The following is a 15,806-nucleotide window of genomic DNA, read 5'->3' as shown; positions in this document are numbered from 1 at the left end:
CTCCCGGGGTTACTTCGACGTGACCCGTTGACAAACACAGTAAAACCCACATACTCAGACACAATCAAGCATCGAAGCGGGAGCGAACAAAGATGTACGCAGCGGAGCGTCAGCAGTGGCTGCTCGACCGGACCCGGGACCGGGGCCGGGTCGACGTGGCCGCTGTCGCCGAGGAGCTCGATGTCACCCCCGAGACCATCCGCCGGGACCTCGGGGCCCTGGAGCGCCAGGCCCTCGTCCGGCGGGTGCACGGCGGGGCGATCCCGTCGGACCTGCTGAACTTCGAGCCCGGGGTCGGCCAGCGCGACAGCCAGTTCGGCGCGGAGAAGGAGCGGATCGCCAAGGCCGCCCTCGCCGAGCTGGGCACCGCCGCGACCGTCCTGCTCGACGCCGGGACCACGACCTCCCGGCTCGCGAGCACCCTGCCCCGCGAGCGCGACGTCACCGTCGTCACCAACTCGCTGCCGATCGCGTCCTCGCTGGCCGGGCGCCCGAACGTGGACCTGCGGCTGCTCGGCGGCCGGGTCCGCGGGACGACGCTGGCCACCGTCGACGACTGGGGCACCGAGGTGCTGGCCGGTCTCACGATCGACGTCGCCTTCGTCGGGACCAACGGCTTCTCCGTGACGCGCGGCCTCACCACCCCGGACACCGGCGAGGGCGCGACCAAGCGGGCGATGCTGCGCGCCGCCCGCCGCACCGTCGTCCTCGCCGACGCCAGCAAGTTCGGCTCCGACCAGTTCGTCCGCTTCGGCACGCTGGCCGAGGTCGACACGCTGATCACCGACACCGGCCTCGACCCGGCGGACGCCGCCGGGTTGGAGGCCGCCGGCCCGAAGGTGGTACGCGCATGACCCCCCGCACGCTCCCGACCCCGCCCATGTTCGTGACGGTCACCCCGAACCCGAGCCTGGACCGGACGATCGCGCTGCCGCACCTGGTGCGCGGCGAGGTGCACCGCGCCGGGTCCGTCCGGGTCGACCCCGGCGGCAAGGGCGTCAACGTCGCCCGTGCGCTGGCCTCGGCCGGGCACCGGGCGGTGGCCCTGATGCCGTCGGGCGCCACCCCCGGTGAGCGCCTCGCGGCGCTGCTGGAGCCGACCGACGTCACGACCGTCGCCGTCCCCGTCGCCGAGGCCACCCGGGTCAACATCACCCTGGTCGAGCCGGACGGCGTCACCACCAAAATCAACGAGCCGGGCCCGCGGCTGTCCGCCGACGAGGTCGAGGCGTTGTTCCAGCGCGCCTGCGCCCTCGGCGCGGGCGCCACCTGGCTGGTCAGCTGCGGGTCGCTCCCCCCGGGGGTCGGCGACGACTTCCACGCCGAGCTGACCCGGCGCTGCCGCCGTCCCGGCCTGAAGGTCGCGATCGACACCTCGGACGCGCCGCTGCACCACGCCGTCGCGGCGGCCCCCGACCTCGTGAAGCCCAACCACGCCGAGCTGGCCGAGCTCGTCGGGCGCCCCCTGGGCAGCCTCGGCGACGTGCTGCTGGCCGCCCGCGAGCTGCGTGCCCGCGGGATCGGTGCGGTCCTGGTCAGCCTGGGTGCCGGTGGCGCCCTGCTGGTCGACCGGTCCGGCGAGTACCACGCCCGGACCCCTCCGATCACCGTGCTCAGCACGGTGGGCGCCGGTGACTCCACCCTGGCCGGGTTCCTGGCCGCGGGTGGGGAGGGACCCGACGCCCTGCGGCAGGCCGTGGCCTACGGCGCCGCCGCCTGCCGACTGCCCGGCTCCGCCACGCCGGGTCCGGCCGACATCCGAATCGACGACGTCGAACTGGCCCCCACGCCGGACGTCACCCTCGCCCTCACCGGAGATGCCGCATGACTGCCCTGATCACCGCTGATCTGGTCGACCTCGACGTGCCGTCGGCCGACCGGAAGACCGCCGTCACCGCGCTCGCCGAGCGCCTGGTGAAGGCCGGCCGGGTCACCGATCTCGACCGGTTCCTCGCCGACATCGAGGCCCGCGAGGCCCAGATGCCGACCGGCCTGGAGGGCGGCATCGGCATCCCGCACTGCCGTTCCGCGGCCGTCACCGAGCCGACCCTGGCCTTCGGCCGGGCGCCGTCGGGTGTCGACTTCGGTGCCGAGGACGGCCCCGCCGACCTCATCTTCATGATCGCCGCCCCCGAGGGCGGGAACACCGACCACATGACGGTGCTCGCTGCGCTGGCCCGTCGCCTGGTCCGTGCCTCGTTCAAGAACGAGCTCCGCAACGCCACCGACCCGGCCGCCGTCGCGACCTTCATCCAGCAGGAGGTGGGAGCATGAAGCTCCTCGCCGTCACCGCATGCCCGACGGGCATCGCCCACACCTACATGGCCGCCGAGGCCCTCGAGGTCGCCGCCGAGGAGGCGGGTCACGAGATCGTCGTCGAGACCCAGGGCTCCGCGGGCTCGACGCCCTTCACCCAGGCCCAGCTCGACGAGGCCGAGGCGATCATCCTCGCCGCCGACGTCGAGGTGCGGGACAAGGAGCGCTTCGCGCACCTGCCGACCGTCACCTCCCCGGTCAAGAAGGCCATCGGCGGCGCGCCGGGCCTGATCGAGCAGGCCGTCGCCAAGGCGACCGCGCAGCCCAAGGGCAGCGCGGTCGTCCCGGCCCAGCGGGCCGACGGCGAGCCGGAGATGGCCACCAAGAACTTCGGAGCCGGCTTCGGCTCGAAGCTGCGCGGCTGGCTGATGACCGGCGTCTCCTACGTCATCCCGTTCGTCGCCGCGGGCGGTCTGCTGATCGCGCTGGGCTTCGCGCTCGGCGGCTACCAGATCACCGAGGCCCCCGACATCGTGTCGTTCGACGACAACGGCGTCGCCTCCGTCGCGTTCGACCCGGGCGCGCTGCAGTCCTGGGCGGCGCTGCTGTTCCAGACAGGCGCGCTCGCGTTCGGCTTCCTGGTGCCGGTGCTGGCCGGCTTCATCGCCTACGCCATCGCCGACCGCCCGGCCCTGGTGCCCGGCTTCGTCGGCGGCATGATCGCCGTCAACACCCACGCCGGGTTCCTCGGCGGCCTGGTCGCCGGCCTGCTCGCCGGTGCGGTCATCTACGGTCTGAAGCTGTGGCAGCCGCCGCGCGCCCTGGCCGGGATCATGCCGGTGCTGGTGCTGCCGCTGATCGGTACGGCCGTCGTCGGCTTCATCATGTTCGTGCTGGTCGGCACCCCGCTGGCCGCCGCGACGACCGGCCTCACCAACTGGCTCAACGGCCTCTCGGGCACCAACGCGATCCTGCTCGGCGCGCTGCTCGGCCTGATGATGGCCTTCGACATGGGCGGCCCGGTCAACAAGGCCGCCTACGCCTTCGCCGTCGCCGGGCTGTCCACCGGCTCCGAGACCGCGCTGATGATCATGGCCGCGGTCATGGCCGCCGGCATGACCCCGCCGCTGGCGCTGGCCCTGGCCACCGCCGTCCGCAAGAACCTGTTCACCAAGGCCGAGCAGGAGAACGGGCGCGCCGCCTGGCTGCTGGGCGCCTCGTTCATCACCGAGGGCGCGATCCCGTTCGCCGCGGCCGACCCGCTGCGGGTCATCCCGTCGCTGATGGCCGGGTCCGCGGTCGCCGGCTCGCTGTCGATGGCCTTCGGCGCGACCCTGCGGGCCCCGCACGGCGGCATCTTCGTGGTCCCGCTGATCGGCAACCCGTTCGCCTACCTGCTGGCGATCATCGCGGGCACCCTGGTCTCCGCCGCCCTGGTCGTCGGCCTGAAGTCGGCCCGCCGCACCCCGGCTCCGGCCGCCGCCGAGCAGACCGCCACCGCCCCGGTCGCCGCGCCGGTCGCGGGCTGACCCACCCGAGAGAAGGAGCACCCACCATGGCCGAGCGCCGTGTGAAGGTCGGTTCGTCGGTCGGGCTGCACGCCCGCCCCGCCAACCTGTTCGTGACCGCCGCCAAGGAGCAGGGGGTCAAGGTGAGGATCGGGACCGCCGACGGCGAGCGTGGTCCGGTCGACGCCGCCTCGATCCTGTCGGTGATGGGCCTGGGAGTGAAGTCCGGCGAGGAGGTCGTGCTGACCTCCTCCGACGACGAGCAGGGCGAGGCCGCCGTCGCGGCCCTGGCGGAGCTGCTGGAGCAGGACCTCGACGCGAGCTGACCCCGCGTCACCCGGTACGACCCCGACGCCCCGCCGCGCCTCCCGCGCGGCGGGGCGTCCGGCCGTCCGCACCCCGATCCCGCCGCCGCTGCCGAGATCCCGCAGCTCAGTCCCGCAGGACGGCCACCCCGCGCGGGGGCAGGGTGCCTGCCGGGCCGGCGAGCACCTCCGCCGCGCCGAGCGGCCCCAGGTCGACGGGGACGTCGGTCCGGTTGACGACGAACCGGAAGCCGTCGCGGCGGACCAGCTCCACCCGGCCCACCAGCTCGCCGGGCAGCTCGGGGGCGATCCCGGCGGCGGCCAGCAGGCGTCGCAGCAGCGGGGCGCGGTCGGCGAGGCGGGTCGGGACGTAGGTCGCCGATCCGTCCCCGACCGGGCGGCGGGTCACCGCGGGCAGCCCGGCGAGGTCCCCCGCGGCCGGGTCGGTACCGCCGCCGGTCCAGCGGGCGAGCACCTCGACGGCCGGGTCCACCACCTGCACGGCCTCGCTCCACAGGTCACCGGTGGAGCCGTCGTCGAGCTCGACGACGGCGCCCGGGTCGAGCGGCGCGAACTCCTCGACCCGGATGCCCAGCAGGTCGCGCAGCGCGCCCGGGTAGCCGCCGAGGACGGCGTGCGCGTCGTCGTCGACGGTGCCGGAGAAGTAGGTGGTGACCAGGTGCCCACCGGCCCCGACGTAGGCGGTCAGCGCGGCCGCCCGGTCCGGGCCGACCACGTGCAGCACCGGGGCGACGACCAGCCCGTAGCCGGACAGGTCCGCGTCGGCGGACGTGACGTCGGCCCGCACCCCGGCGTCGAGGAACGCCCGGTACCAGCCGAGTGCCTCGGCCTTGTAGCGCAGCTCGGTGGTCGGGGTGAACGGCTGCTCGGCCGCCCACCACGACGGCCAGTCCCACAGCACCGCGGCCGGCGCGGGGACCCGTCGCGCCCCGGCGACCGGGGCCAGGTCGCGCAGGGTCGCCCCGAGCGCGGTGACGTCGCGGAACAGCGCCGAGGCCGGCCCGGCGTGCGGCACCATCGCCGAGTGGAACTTCTCCGCGCCCGCCGCGGACTGGCGCCACTGGAAGAAGCAGAGCGCGTCGGCCCCGTGCGCGAGGTGGGTGAGCGCGTCGCGGGCGAGCTCCCCGGGGCGCTTGGCGCGGTTGACCGGCTGCCAGTTCACCGCCGACGTCGAGTGCTCCATCAGCCACCACGGGTGCCCGCCGGCGAGGTTGCCGGTGAGGTTGGCCGAGAACGACAGCTCGTCGCGGGCGTCCGGGCCGGGGAACACGTAGTGGTCGTTGGCGACGACGTCGACCTCGGGCGCCCAGGTCGCGTAGTCCATGCCGCTGGTCTCGCCCATCACCATGAAGTTGGTGGTCACGGGCACGTCCGGGGTGAGCGCGTGAAGCAGGTCCCGCTCCGCGCGCAGGTGGTCGAGCAGGGCGTCGGAGGAGAAGCGGGCGAAGTCGAGCTGCTGGGTCGGGTTCGGGTGGGTGCCCGGGCCGGTGCGGCGCGGGGTGCCGATCTCGTCCCAGTCGCCGTAGTGCTGGGACCAGAACGCGGTGCCCCAGGCGTGGTTGAGCCGGTCGAGGTCGCCGTAGCGGCGCTGCAGCCAGGCGCGGAACGCGACCTGGGCGTCGTCGGAGTGGTCGTGGACGTCGTGGCAGCCCAGCTCGTTGGACACGTGCCAGGCGGCGAGCGCGGGGTGGTCGCCGTACCGGCGGGCGAGCCGCTCGACCAGGGCGAGGGCGTGGCGGCGGAACACCGGGGAGGTCGGGCGGTGGTGCTGGCGCCCGCCCGGCGCCAGGGTCCGGCCGTCGGCGTCGACGGCGAGGATCTCCGGGTGCCGGTGATGCAGCCACGGCGGGGGTGACGCCGTGCCCGTCGCGAGGTCGACGGCGATCCCGCCCGCGTGCAGCAGGTCCAGCACGTCGTCGAGCCACCCGAGGTCCCAGCGGTCCGGCGCGGGCTGGAGCAGCGCCCAGGAGAAGACGCCGACGGTCGCGACCGTCACGCCTGCCTCGCGCATGAGCGCCACGTCGGACTCCCACACCGCGCGGGGCCACTGCTCGGGGTTGTAGTCGGCCCCGAACTCGATGCGGGGACGGGAGGCACCGGGGGTGCGACGCAGCCAGCGGGTCATGCGCCCAGTGTGGCCCGCGATGATGTGCGATGTCGTGCGGATGTGTCCGAGTTCGTGCGGATCAGGTTTCCCCGGGGTTACGGGCGGCGCCAGCGATGGCCCCGCCCCGCGCCGGCGGGGGACGATGCCGCTGCCCGAAACCCCGTTCCCGACGACGCGAGCGGCCCGTCCCGACCCGCGCCACCGCGCGGAGAACCGGAGAGCCTGCGTGAGCCCCTCGGAGACCACCGCACTCGCCCCCGACTCGCTGACCGCGCACTCGGGCGTCGTCAGCGAGAGCGAGCAGAAGGCGCTGCGCGCCGACATCCGGCGGTTGTCGACGATGCTCGGGCGGACGCTGTCCGACGAGTCCGGTCCCGAGGTCCTGGAGCTGGTCGAGCAGGTGCGCCGGGCGGCCCGGGACTCGGCGCGCGGCGAGGCCGGACCGGACGTCGTCGCGGCCCTGCTCGACGGGATCGACACCGGCACCGCGGTACTGCTGGCGCGGGCGTTCTCCCAGTACTTCCAGCTGGCCAACGTCGCCGAGCAGCTGCACCGGTCCCGTGAGCTGCGGGAACTACGCCCGGTCGACGCACGACCGCTGCGGACGGTGCTGCGCCGCCTGGCCACCGAGGCCGACCCGGACGAGGTCGCCGACGTGCTGGCCCGGGCCGAGCTGCGCCCGGTGTTCACCGCGCACCCGACCGAGTCGACCCGGCAGTCGGTGCTGGGCATCCTGCGCCGGATCGTCGACGCCCTCGACGACCGGGCGCCCGACGAGGAGCTCGCCGCGCTGGTCGACCTGCTCTGGCAGACCGACGACATCCGCCCCGGCAAGCCGATGGTGATCGACGAGGCCCGCAACGTCGCCTGGTTCGCGGCCCGGCTCGGCGAGCGGACCGTCCCCGACCTGCTGGGCGAGTTCGCCCGGGAGGCCGCCGAGGCCGGGCTGGAGATCCCCGACGACGCGCGTCCGCTCGTACTGGGGTCGTGGGTCGGCGGCGACCGCGACGGCAACCCCAACGTCACCCCCGCGGTGACCCGCGAGGTGCTGGAGCTCAACGCCGACCGGGCGATCCGGATCCACACCGCGCTGGTCGAGAAGCTGGTCTTCGAGCTGTCGGTGTCGACGCGGGTGATGGGGGTGTCGGAGGAGCTGCGCGGCTCGCTGGCCCGGGACCGCCGCGCACTGCCCGCGGTGCACGACCGCTACATCCGGCTCAACGCGCACGAGCCGTACCGGCTCAAGCTGTCCTACGTCGCGGCCCGGCTGGAGAACACCCGCCGGCGGATCGCGGCCGGCGCCGCGCACGAGCCGGGCGTCGACTACCTGGGGTCGGCCGGCTACCTGGAGGACCTGCTGGTCGTCGACCGGTCGCTGCGCGGCCACCACGGCGCCCGGATCGCCGGCGGCACCCTGGCCCGGGCGATCCGCTCGGCCCGCGCGCTGGGCCTGCACCTGGTCGAGATGGACGTGCGCGAGCACTCGCAGAAGCACCACGACGCGCTCGGCGCGGTGTTCGACGGGCTCGGCGAGCTGGAGAAGCCCTACGCCGAGCTGACCCGCGACGAGCGCCGGGAGCTGCTCTCGGCGGAGCTGCGCAGCAAGCGGCCGCTGTTCCGCCGCCACTACGGCGTGCCCGAGGCCGCCGCGCCGGTGCTGGACCTGTTCGACACGGTGCACGCGCTGCAGCACGAGTTCGGCGACGAGGTCGTGCGGACCTACATCGTCTCGATGGCCCGCGACGTCGACGACCTGCTCGCCGTCGCCGTGCTGGCCCGCGAGGCGTACATGGTCGAGATCGGCGACGACCCGCGCTCCTCGATCGACCTCGTGCCGCTGTTCGAGACCGTGGAGGAGCTGTCCCGGGCCGGGGAGCTGCTGGAGGGGCTGTTGTCGGACCCGGGGTACCGGCAGCAGGTCCGCAACCGCGGTGACCTGCAGGAGATCATGCTGGGGTACTCCGACTCCAACAAGGGCGCGGGGATCACCGCGTCGCAGTGGCAGATCCACCGGGCGCAGCGCCAGCTGCGCGACGTGGCCGCCGAGCACGGGGTGCGGCTGCGGCTGTTCCACGGTCGCGGCGGGTCGGTCGGGCGCGGTGGCGGCCCGGCCGGTGAGGCCATCGCGTCGGCCCCGTTCGGGTCGGTCGACGCCACGATGAAGCTCACCGAGCAGGGCGAGGTCATCTCCGACAAGTACTCGCTGCCCAGCCTGGCGCACGACAACCTGGAGATCCTGCTGGCGTCGATGCTGGACGCGTCGCTGCTGCACCAGGCGTCGCGCTGGCCGGCCGAGACCCTGAAGCGGTGGGACGAGGTCATGGACTGTGTGTCCGAGGCGGCCACCGCGACCTACCGGACGCTCGTCGACGACCCGGGCCTGCCGCTGTTCTTCACCGCGGCGACGCCGGTGGAGGAGCTGGGGCGGCTCAACGTCGGGTCGCGGCCGTCGAAGCGACCGGGGCAGGGCGAGCCGACGCTCGACGACCTGCGGGCGATCCCGTGGGTGTTCGGCTGGACGCAGACCCGGATGGTCGTGCCCGGCTGGTACGGCCTGGGCTCGGGGCTGAAGGCCGCCCGCGAGGCCGGCTACGCCGACGAGCTCGCCGAGATGCGGGAGTGGGCGTTCTTCCGGAACCTGATCGGCAACGTCGAGATGACGCTGGCGAAGACCGACCTGCGGATCGCGTCGAACTACGTCGCGACCCTGGTGGAGCCGGAGCAGCAGGGACTGTTCGCGCAGATCCGGGCCGAGCACGAGCTGACCCGCCGCGAGCTGCTCGCGGTGACCGGGGAGGACCAGCTGCTCGCCCGGCACCCGGTGCTGCGGGGCACGCTGTCGGTGCGCGACACCTACCTCGAGCCGCTGCACCACCTGCAGGTCGAGCTGCTCGCCCAGCGCCGGGCCGCGGGCGACGACCCGGACCCCGACCTCGAGCGCGCCCTGCTGCTGACGATCAACGGGATCGCGGCCGGGATGAAGAACACCGGCTGAGCCCCGGCGCCCGGGCCGGGCCGGACGCGGGCCCGGACCCGGGGCGGCACCGCCGCCGCGCCCGACCGGTACGTTCCGGACATGGAGCACGATCGGAACACACCCGGCCCGGAGGGCCCCGCGACCCGCCGGGTGGTCGCCTGGGTGCTGATCATCGCGCTGGCCGGGCTCCCGCTCAGCTACCTGGCCGGGACCGCGGGCCCGCAGATCGTCGGCGCGCTGGTGGTCGTCGCGCTGCTGGTCGGCGGCGTGGCGTTCTGGCTGCACCGCCGCACCCGCTGACCGGCCACCCGCCGGAACCGGTGCGCGCGCGGGCTGCTGGACTGCCCGGGTGCAGTACCGCCACGCCCCGGCCGCGAACCACGCGGCGCTCGATGCGGTGCTGGCGTCGGCGCCGGGCCGCCCGACCCTCCCGGTGCGACTGACCGTCGAGCTCGCCGGCCGCGCCCGCGTCCACCTGCCCGCCGACGCCCCGCTCACCGTGTGGGACCCGTGCTGCGGCGCCGGGGCGACGCTCACCGTGCTGGGCCTGCTCGTGCCCGGCCTCGCGCGGGTGGTGGGCACCGACGCCGACCCCGGGCCGCTCGACCTGGCCCGGCGCAACCTCGCCCTGCTCGACCCGGGCGGCCTCACCGCCCGCGCCGCGGACCTCGAGGCCCTCGCGGCCCGGCACGACAAGCCGTCCTACGCCGAGGCCGCGACCGCCGCCCGGACCCTGGTCCCGGCGGGTACCCCGGCCTGGTCGGTCACCCTCGCCGACGCCCGCGACACCGCCGCCGTCCGCAGCGCACTGGCCGGGGCGGGTCCGCACGGGACCGGCCCGGACCTGGTCCTGGCCGACCTGCCGCACGGGCACCGGACGACCTGGGCCGCCTCCCCCACCCGGACCGGCGGCGTGGCCGGCACCCCGGCCCCCGACGCCGGGCCCGTCCGCGCCGCCGCCGACGACCGGGACCCCGGGGTCGAGTTCCTGCGCGCGGTCGCGACCGCGCTGCGCCCGGACGCCGTGGTCGTGGCCGTCGGGCGCGGGCGGACGGTGCCGCTGCCGGGCGGGGCCCGGCCCCTCGAACGGGTCCGCGTGGGGCACCGGGCCGCCGTCCTGGTGCGGGCGGGGGCGTTGCAGGAGGGCTGACGGGGCAGGGCTGCCCGCCGCCCTCGCGCCGGGGCAGGGCCGGTCGGTCCCCGTCCGTGCCTCGCCCCGGCTCCCTCGGTTCCGCGGAGGCCCGACGTCCGCAGAACCGTTCCCGGGACGCACTGTTCCTCGCAGGACAGGATGCCGATGAGGCGACGCGCCTCCACGCCGGCAGGAACCGGCCCCCGGACACCCCTGTTCTCCGAATCCGCTTACCGGGTAAGCGAGTTCGGAGAACCAGCACCCTCCCGTGCCCCCGGGCCCGGGCGAGATGGCCCGATCCCGGGCCGCCGGGCCCAGGAGCTCCGATCTCCGAGCGAGCCGACACCGGTCACACTGGGCCCCGGACCGACACGGACTCCGACGCAGACACCGAGGACACGCCCGTGAGCACGATCGACCTGAACGCCGACCTCGGTGAGTCCTGGGGCCGGTGGACCCTCGGCGACGACGAGGCGATGCTCGGGCTCGTCACCTCGGCGAACGTCGCGTGCGGGTTCCACGCCGGGGACCCCTCGACGCTGCGGGTCACGACCACCGGGGCGGCCGGGGCGGAGGTCGTCGTCGGGGCGCAGGTGTCGTACCCGGACCTGCGCGGGTTCGGGCGCCGGTTCCTCGACATCGAGCCCGACGCGCTGACCGACGACGTGCTCTACCAGATCGGCGGCCTCGAGGCCCTGTGCCGGGCCGCGGGTACCCGGGTCCGCTACGTCAAGCCGCACGGCGCGCTCTACAACGCCACACGGACGCACACCGCACAGGCGCGCGCGGTGGTCCGGGCGGTGCGGGCGTACGACCCGTCGCTGCCGGTGCTCGGGCTGCCCGGGTCCGAGCTGCTCGCGGAGGCCGAGCGGGCCGGGCTGCGCGCGGTGGGCGAGTTCTTCGTCGACCGCGGCTACACCGGTGCGGGCGGGCTCGTGCCGCGCGGCGAACCGGGTGCGCTGCTCGACGACCCCGCGGAGGCGGCCGAACGGCTCGTCCGTGTGGTCGGGACGGGGACGGTGCGCGCGGTCGACGGCAGCGACGTCGCGGTCCGTGCCGAGTCCGCCTGCCTGCACGGCGACTCCTCCGGCGCCGTCGCGACCGCCCGGCGGGTCCGTGACGAGCTCGCCCGGGCCGGGATCACCGTCGCACCGTTCGTGTGAGCGATGATCGGGTCATGACGAACGACCCGCACGCCTGGCTCGAGGACGTCACCGGCACCGAGGCCCTGGAATGGGTGTCGCAGCGCAACGCCCGCACCGAGGCGCGGCTGACCGGCACCCCGCTGTTCGCCGAGCTGGAGTCGGGGATCCGCGAGGTCCTCGACTCCCGCGACCGGATCCCGTTCGTCACCGCCCGCGGCGGGCACTACTACAACTTCTGGACCGACGAGCAGCACCCGCGTGGCCTGTGGCGGCGCACCACGCCGGAGTCCTATCGCAGCGCCGACACCGAGTGGGAGGTGCTGCTCGACGTCGACGCGCTCAACGCCGCCGAGGGCGAGAACTGGGTCTGGCACGGTGCCCGGTTCCTGCGCCCGGACCTCGACCGCGCGCTGGTCGACCTGTCCCGCGGCGGCGCCGACGCCGACGTCACGCGCGAGTTCGACATCCCGAGCCGCAGCTTCGTCGACGGCGGGTTCTCCCGGCCCGAGGCGAAGGGTGGGATGAGCTGGATCGACCGCGACACCGTCTACCTGTCCACCGACCTCGGCCCGGGCACCATGACCACGTCGGGCTACCCGCGCACGGTGCGGCGGCTGCGCCGCGGCGAGGCCCTGGAGTCCGCCGAGCTGGTCTACGCCGGCGAGGAGACCGACCTCAGCATCTCGGCGTTCCGCGACCACACCCCGGGCTTCGAGCGGGACTTCCTGCGGCGCGCGCTCGCCTTCTACGCCGACGAGCTGTACCTCATCGGCGCGGACGGGACCCTCACCAAGATCGACGTCCCGGACTCCGCGATGACCGACGTGCACCGCGAGTGGTGCACCGTCGAGCTGCGCGAGGACTGGGGCTCGTTCACCGCGGGCTCCCTGCTCGCCGCCCGTTTCGACGACGTCCTGGGCGGCACCCCCTCGTGGGAGGTGCTGTTCGAGCCCACCGACTCCTCCTCGCTCGCCGGGTACGCCTGGACCCGCCACCACCTCGTGCTCGACGTGCTGGAACACGTCGTCGACCGGCTCGTCGTGCTCACCCCGGGCGAGCAGGGCTGGACCCGCGCGCCGTTCACCGGGGCACCGGAGTTCGGCAGCGTCACCGTCGCCGCGGTCGACGCCGACGAGAGCGACGACGTCTGGCTGATCGTCACCGACTACCTGACCCCGTCGACGCTGTCGATCGCGACGGTCGGCGAACAGCCCCGTCCGCTGCGCAGCGCGCCCGCGTTCTTCGACGCGTCCCGCCACGTCATCGAGCAGCACTTCGTGACCAGCGACGACGGCACCCGGGTCCCGTACTTCCTGGTCCGGCGCGACGACCTGCCCTTCGACGGCTCCGCCCCCACCCTGCTCTACGGCTACGGCGGCTTCGAGATCCCCATGACCCCCGGCTACTCCGGTGGCACGGGCCGGTCCTGGCTGGAGCGCGGCGGGGTGTACGCGGTCGCGAACCTGCGCGGCGGCGGCGAGTACGGGCCGCGCTGGCACCGGGCGGCGCTGCGCGAGAAGCGGCCGCGGGCCTACGAGGACATGGCCGCCGTCGCCCGGGACCTGATCGACCGCGGCATCACCTCACGGGCACACCTCGCCGTGCAGGGCGGCAGCAACGGCGGCCTGATGGCCGGGAACATGCTGGTCCGCTACCCGGAGCTGTTCGGCGCGGTGGTCATCCAGGTGCCGCTGCTGGACATGAAGCGCTACAGCCACCTGCTCGCCGGCGCCTCCTGGATGGCCGAGTACGGCGACCCGGACACCGACGACTGGGAGTTCATCCGGACGTTCTCGCCGTACCACCTGATCGACGACGCGGCCGACTACCCGCCGACGATCCTGCTGACCTCCACCCGCGACGACCGGGTGCACCCCGGCCACGCCCGCAAGTTCACCGCCGCGCTGGAGGCCGCCGGCCACGACGTGACCTACTACGAGAACATCGAGGGCGGGCACGGCGGCGCCGCGGACAACGCGCAGGCCGCCAGGATGGCCGCACTGGCCTACGGATTCCTGTGGGAGAAGCTGGCATGAGCGACGTCGTGATCAGGGTGCGGGGCGAGCACGAGCGGCAGGTGCCGGCCGAGCGCGGCACCGCGCTCGTCGTCGTCCAGGCGCAGGGCCCCGAGGCCGCCCCGGTGCGGGCGGAGGTCGAGCGCGGCACCGCGGCGCTCGTCGCCGACGTGCGCGGCCTGCACGACCCCGACGCCGGGCCGGTCCGGCGCTACGTCGTCGACCAGGCCCGCAGCTGGGTCGAACAGCCCTCCTTCGAGGGGCGCCCGCAGCCGCCGGTGCACCACGCGTCGGTGTCGGTGTCGGTGGAGTTCGACGACGTCGCCCGGCTCGGCGCGTGGCTGTCCGGTGTGGACCGGTTCACCGGTGCGCAGGTCCAGGGGATCACCTGGGACCTGGCCCGCGACCACCGCCGCGAGGTCGAGCGCGCGGCCCGGCAGGACGCGCTGCGCCAGGCCGTCGAACGCGCCCAGGACTACGCCGACGCCCTGGACCTGGGCACCGTCGCCCCGCGCTCGGTCGCCGACACCGGGATGCTCGGCGGCCGGGCGGTCGCGATGAGCGCCCGGGCCGTCGGCGCGCCCGGCAGCTGGGGCGCCGAGTCCGCCGACGGCGGGCTCGGGACGCTGCTCGCCCCGGACGACATCACCGTCCGGGCCGAGGTGGAGGCCGAGTTCGTGGTCCGGCCGGGCTGCTGACGCCCGGGACGGGCTCAGCCCTCCCGGGCGGCGATGTCGCCGTGCTCGGTGCGCAGCTCCCGCTTGAGGATCTTACCGCTGGGGTTCTTGGGGAGGGCGTCGGCGAACACGACGTACTTGGGCCGCTTGTAGCCGGCGAGCTTGTCCCTCGCGTGCGCGTCGACCTGCTCGCGGGTCAGCGTCACCCCCTGCTTCGGGACGACGACCGCTGTGACGGCCTCGATCCAGTGCGGGTGGCTGACGCCGAACACGGCGACCTCGGCGACGCCGTCGAGCAGGTAGAGCGCCTCCTCCACCTCGCGGGACGCCACGTTCTCCCCACCGGTCTTGATCATGTCCTTCTTGCGGTCGACGACGGACAGGTACCCATCGGCCGTCATCACGCCCAGGTCGCCGGAGTGGAACCAGCCGCCGGCGAACGCCTCGGCGGTCTTCTCCTCGTTCTCGTAGTACCCCAGTGTCACGTGCGGGCTGCGGTGCACGATCTCGCCGACCTCACCCGGCGGGACCTCGTTCCCGGCGTCGTCGACGACGCGCGTCTCGACGTTCAGCGACGCCCGCCCGGCCGACCCGGCGTGGCTGAGCTGCTCGTCCGGGCCCAGCAGGGTCGCCAGCGGCGAGGTCTCGGTCTGGCCGTAGAAGTTCCACAGCCGCACGTCGGGCAGCCGCCGGGACAGCTCCTGCAGCACCTCGACCGGCATGGCCGCGGCGCCGTAGTAGCCCTTGCGCAGACTCGACAGGTCCCGGGTGTCGAAGTCCGGGTGGCGCAGCAGCGAGATCCACACCGTCGGCGGGCAGAAGAGCTTGGTGACCTTCTCCCGCTCGATGGTCTCCAGCAGCCGGGCCGGGTCCGGCGCCGGGAGGATGATGCTGGTCGCGCCCAGGTAGACGTCGACGGACAGGAAGCAGTCCAGCTGCGCGCAGTGGTAGAGCGGCAGCGAGTGCAGCTCGACGTCGTCGTGCTCCATTCCGCCGTCGACGACGCACGACACGTACTGGGTGATCAGCGACCGGCTCGGCAGCATGACGCCCTTGGGCCGCGACTCGGTGCCGGAGGTGTACATGAGGCGCAGCGGGTCGTCGTCGGCGATGTGCACGTCGGGCTCACCGGGGTCGCCGTCGCCGTCGATCCAGGCGTCCAGGTCGGCCCAGTCGCCGGTCGGTGCCTGCCCGGACAGCCCGATCCAGGCCCGGACCGACGCCGGCTCCGACGACTGCGCGAGCGCCTTCTCCCCGGCGGCGGCCAGCGCGTCCTCGACGACGAAGGCCGTCGCCCCGGAGTGGTCGAGGATGAACGCGATCTCCTCGGCGTTCAGCATGAAGTTGATCGGCACGAGCACGACGCCGAGCCGCGCGGTGGCGTAGACGAGCACCGCGAACTGGCGGCAGTTGTGCGAGAGCAGCGCGAGCCGGTCGCCCTTGGCCAGCCCCTGCTCCGCCAGGGCGGCGGCGCACCGGTTCACCGCCGCGTCGAACTCGGCGAACGTCCAGCGGGTGTCGCCGTCGACGACCGCGGTCTTGCCCGGGTACCGGACGGCCGTGCGGTGCAGGAGGTCCCCGAGCGAGTGCCGTCGCACCCGCTGGATCGCCGCGGCGGTCTGCTCACTGAACCCGGTAGCGCCGTTGCCCATGGCGGCATCCT

13 protein-coding genes are annotated in these 15,806 nt (G+C 74.4%); 11 read left to right on the top strand and 2 right to left on the bottom strand.

Going from position 1 to position 15,806, the window contains the following annotated elements; translation table 11 throughout:
- Positions 1-92: 92 nt before the first annotated feature.
- From ND486_RS08525 to ND486_RS08505, 5 genes are read left to right on the top strand one after another with little or no spacing between them, the layout of a single operon-like run.
- The gene (locus ND486_RS08525; protein ID WP_251783544.1) at positions 93-854 is read left to right on the top strand and encodes a DeoR/GlpR family DNA-binding transcription regulator; all 762 of its coding nucleotides are present in this window, start codon (positions 93-95) and stop codon (positions 852-854) included.
- 26 nt (positions 855-880) lie between these two features.
- Entirely contained in the window at positions 881-1,828 is a 948-nt protein-coding gene (gene pfkB, locus ND486_RS08520) for a 1-phosphofructokinase (RefSeq protein WP_073576934.1), read from the top strand.
- Positions 1,825-2,274, top strand: coding sequence for a PTS sugar transporter subunit IIA (locus tag ND486_RS08515; protein ID WP_062398515.1), 450 nt, complete (start codon positions 1,825-1,827; stop codon positions 2,272-2,274). The genes pfkB and ND486_RS08515 overlap by 4 nt, the downstream gene beginning before the upstream one ends.
- Positions 2,271-3,785, top strand: a complete 1,515-nt coding sequence (locus ND486_RS08510) for a PTS fructose transporter subunit IIC (RefSeq protein ID WP_251783542.1) — start codon at positions 2,271-2,273, stop codon at positions 3,783-3,785. The genes ND486_RS08515 and ND486_RS08510 overlap by 4 nt, the downstream gene beginning before the upstream one ends.
- Before the next feature lie 26 nt (positions 3,786-3,811).
- The gene (locus ND486_RS08505; RefSeq protein WP_062398519.1) at positions 3,812-4,090 is read left to right on the top strand and encodes an HPr family phosphocarrier protein; all 279 of its coding nucleotides are present in this window, start codon (positions 3,812-3,814) and stop codon (positions 4,088-4,090) included.
- A 106-nt stretch (positions 4,091-4,196) separates the two neighbouring features.
- Here the strand turns inward: ND486_RS08505 and ND486_RS08500 are convergent, their stop codons facing one another.
- Positions 4,197-6,215: a beta-galactosidase gene (locus tag ND486_RS08500; RefSeq protein WP_251783540.1), complete on the bottom strand. Its 2,019-nt coding sequence runs from the start codon at positions 6,213-6,215 to the stop codon at positions 4,197-4,199.
- Between the two features lie 208 nt (positions 6,216-6,423).
- Between ND486_RS08500 and ppc the strand changes: the two genes are divergently transcribed.
- The 6 genes from ppc to ND486_RS08470 all read left to right on the top strand — a co-directional run bounded on the left by ppc (position 6,424) and on the right by ND486_RS08470 (position 14,164).
- Positions 6,424-9,192 (top strand): phosphoenolpyruvate carboxylase, encoded by a 2,769-nt coding sequence (gene ppc / locus ND486_RS08495; RefSeq protein ID WP_083658824.1) that lies wholly within the window; start codon positions 6,424-6,426, stop codon positions 9,190-9,192.
- An 81-nt stretch (positions 9,193-9,273) separates the two neighbouring features.
- Positions 9,274-9,474: a hypothetical protein gene (locus ND486_RS08490; RefSeq protein WP_062398523.1), complete on the top strand. Its 201-nt coding sequence runs from the start codon at positions 9,274-9,276 to the stop codon at positions 9,472-9,474.
- Positions 9,475-9,523: 49 nt separating this feature from the next.
- Positions 9,524-10,324 carry an rRNA methyltransferase gene (locus ND486_RS28955; RefSeq protein ID WP_308215824.1) on the top strand — a complete coding sequence of 267 codons (801 nt, stop codon included), beginning with the start codon at positions 9,524-9,526 and terminating at the stop codon, positions 10,322-10,324.
- Positions 10,325-10,710: 386 nt separating this feature from the next.
- The gene (locus tag ND486_RS08480; RefSeq protein WP_062398526.1) at positions 10,711-11,469 is read left to right on the top strand and encodes a LamB/YcsF family protein; all 759 of its coding nucleotides are present in this window, start codon (positions 10,711-10,713) and stop codon (positions 11,467-11,469) included.
- Positions 11,470-11,483: 14 nt separating this feature from the next.
- A complete protein-coding gene (locus tag ND486_RS08475; RefSeq protein ID WP_251783539.1) occupies positions 11,484-13,487 on the top strand; it encodes a prolyl oligopeptidase family protein in 2,004 nt (667 codons plus the stop codon).
- Positions 13,484-14,164 (top strand): SIMPL domain-containing protein, encoded by a 681-nt coding sequence (locus tag ND486_RS08470; RefSeq protein WP_251783537.1) that lies wholly within the window; start codon positions 13,484-13,486, stop codon positions 14,162-14,164. Before ND486_RS08475 ends, ND486_RS08470 begins: the two co-directional genes overlap by 4 nt.
- A gap of 14 nt (positions 14,165-14,178) precedes the next feature.
- Here ND486_RS08470 and ND486_RS08465 read toward each other — a convergent pair whose 3' ends face one another.
- Positions 14,179-15,795, bottom strand: coding sequence for an acyl-CoA synthetase (locus ND486_RS08465; protein WP_251783535.1), 1,617 nt, complete (start codon positions 15,793-15,795; stop codon positions 14,179-14,181).
- Between the last annotated feature and the right edge of the window lie 11 nt (positions 15,796-15,806).

Origin of the sequence: Pseudonocardia sp. DR1-2 (assembly GCF_023717215.1) — a bacterium.
In the GTDB taxonomy this organism is placed as follows: Bacteria; Actinomycetota; Actinomycetes; order Mycobacteriales; family Pseudonocardiaceae; genus Pseudonocardia; species Pseudonocardia alni.
This window is presented reverse-complemented; position numbering and strand designations above follow the sequence as displayed.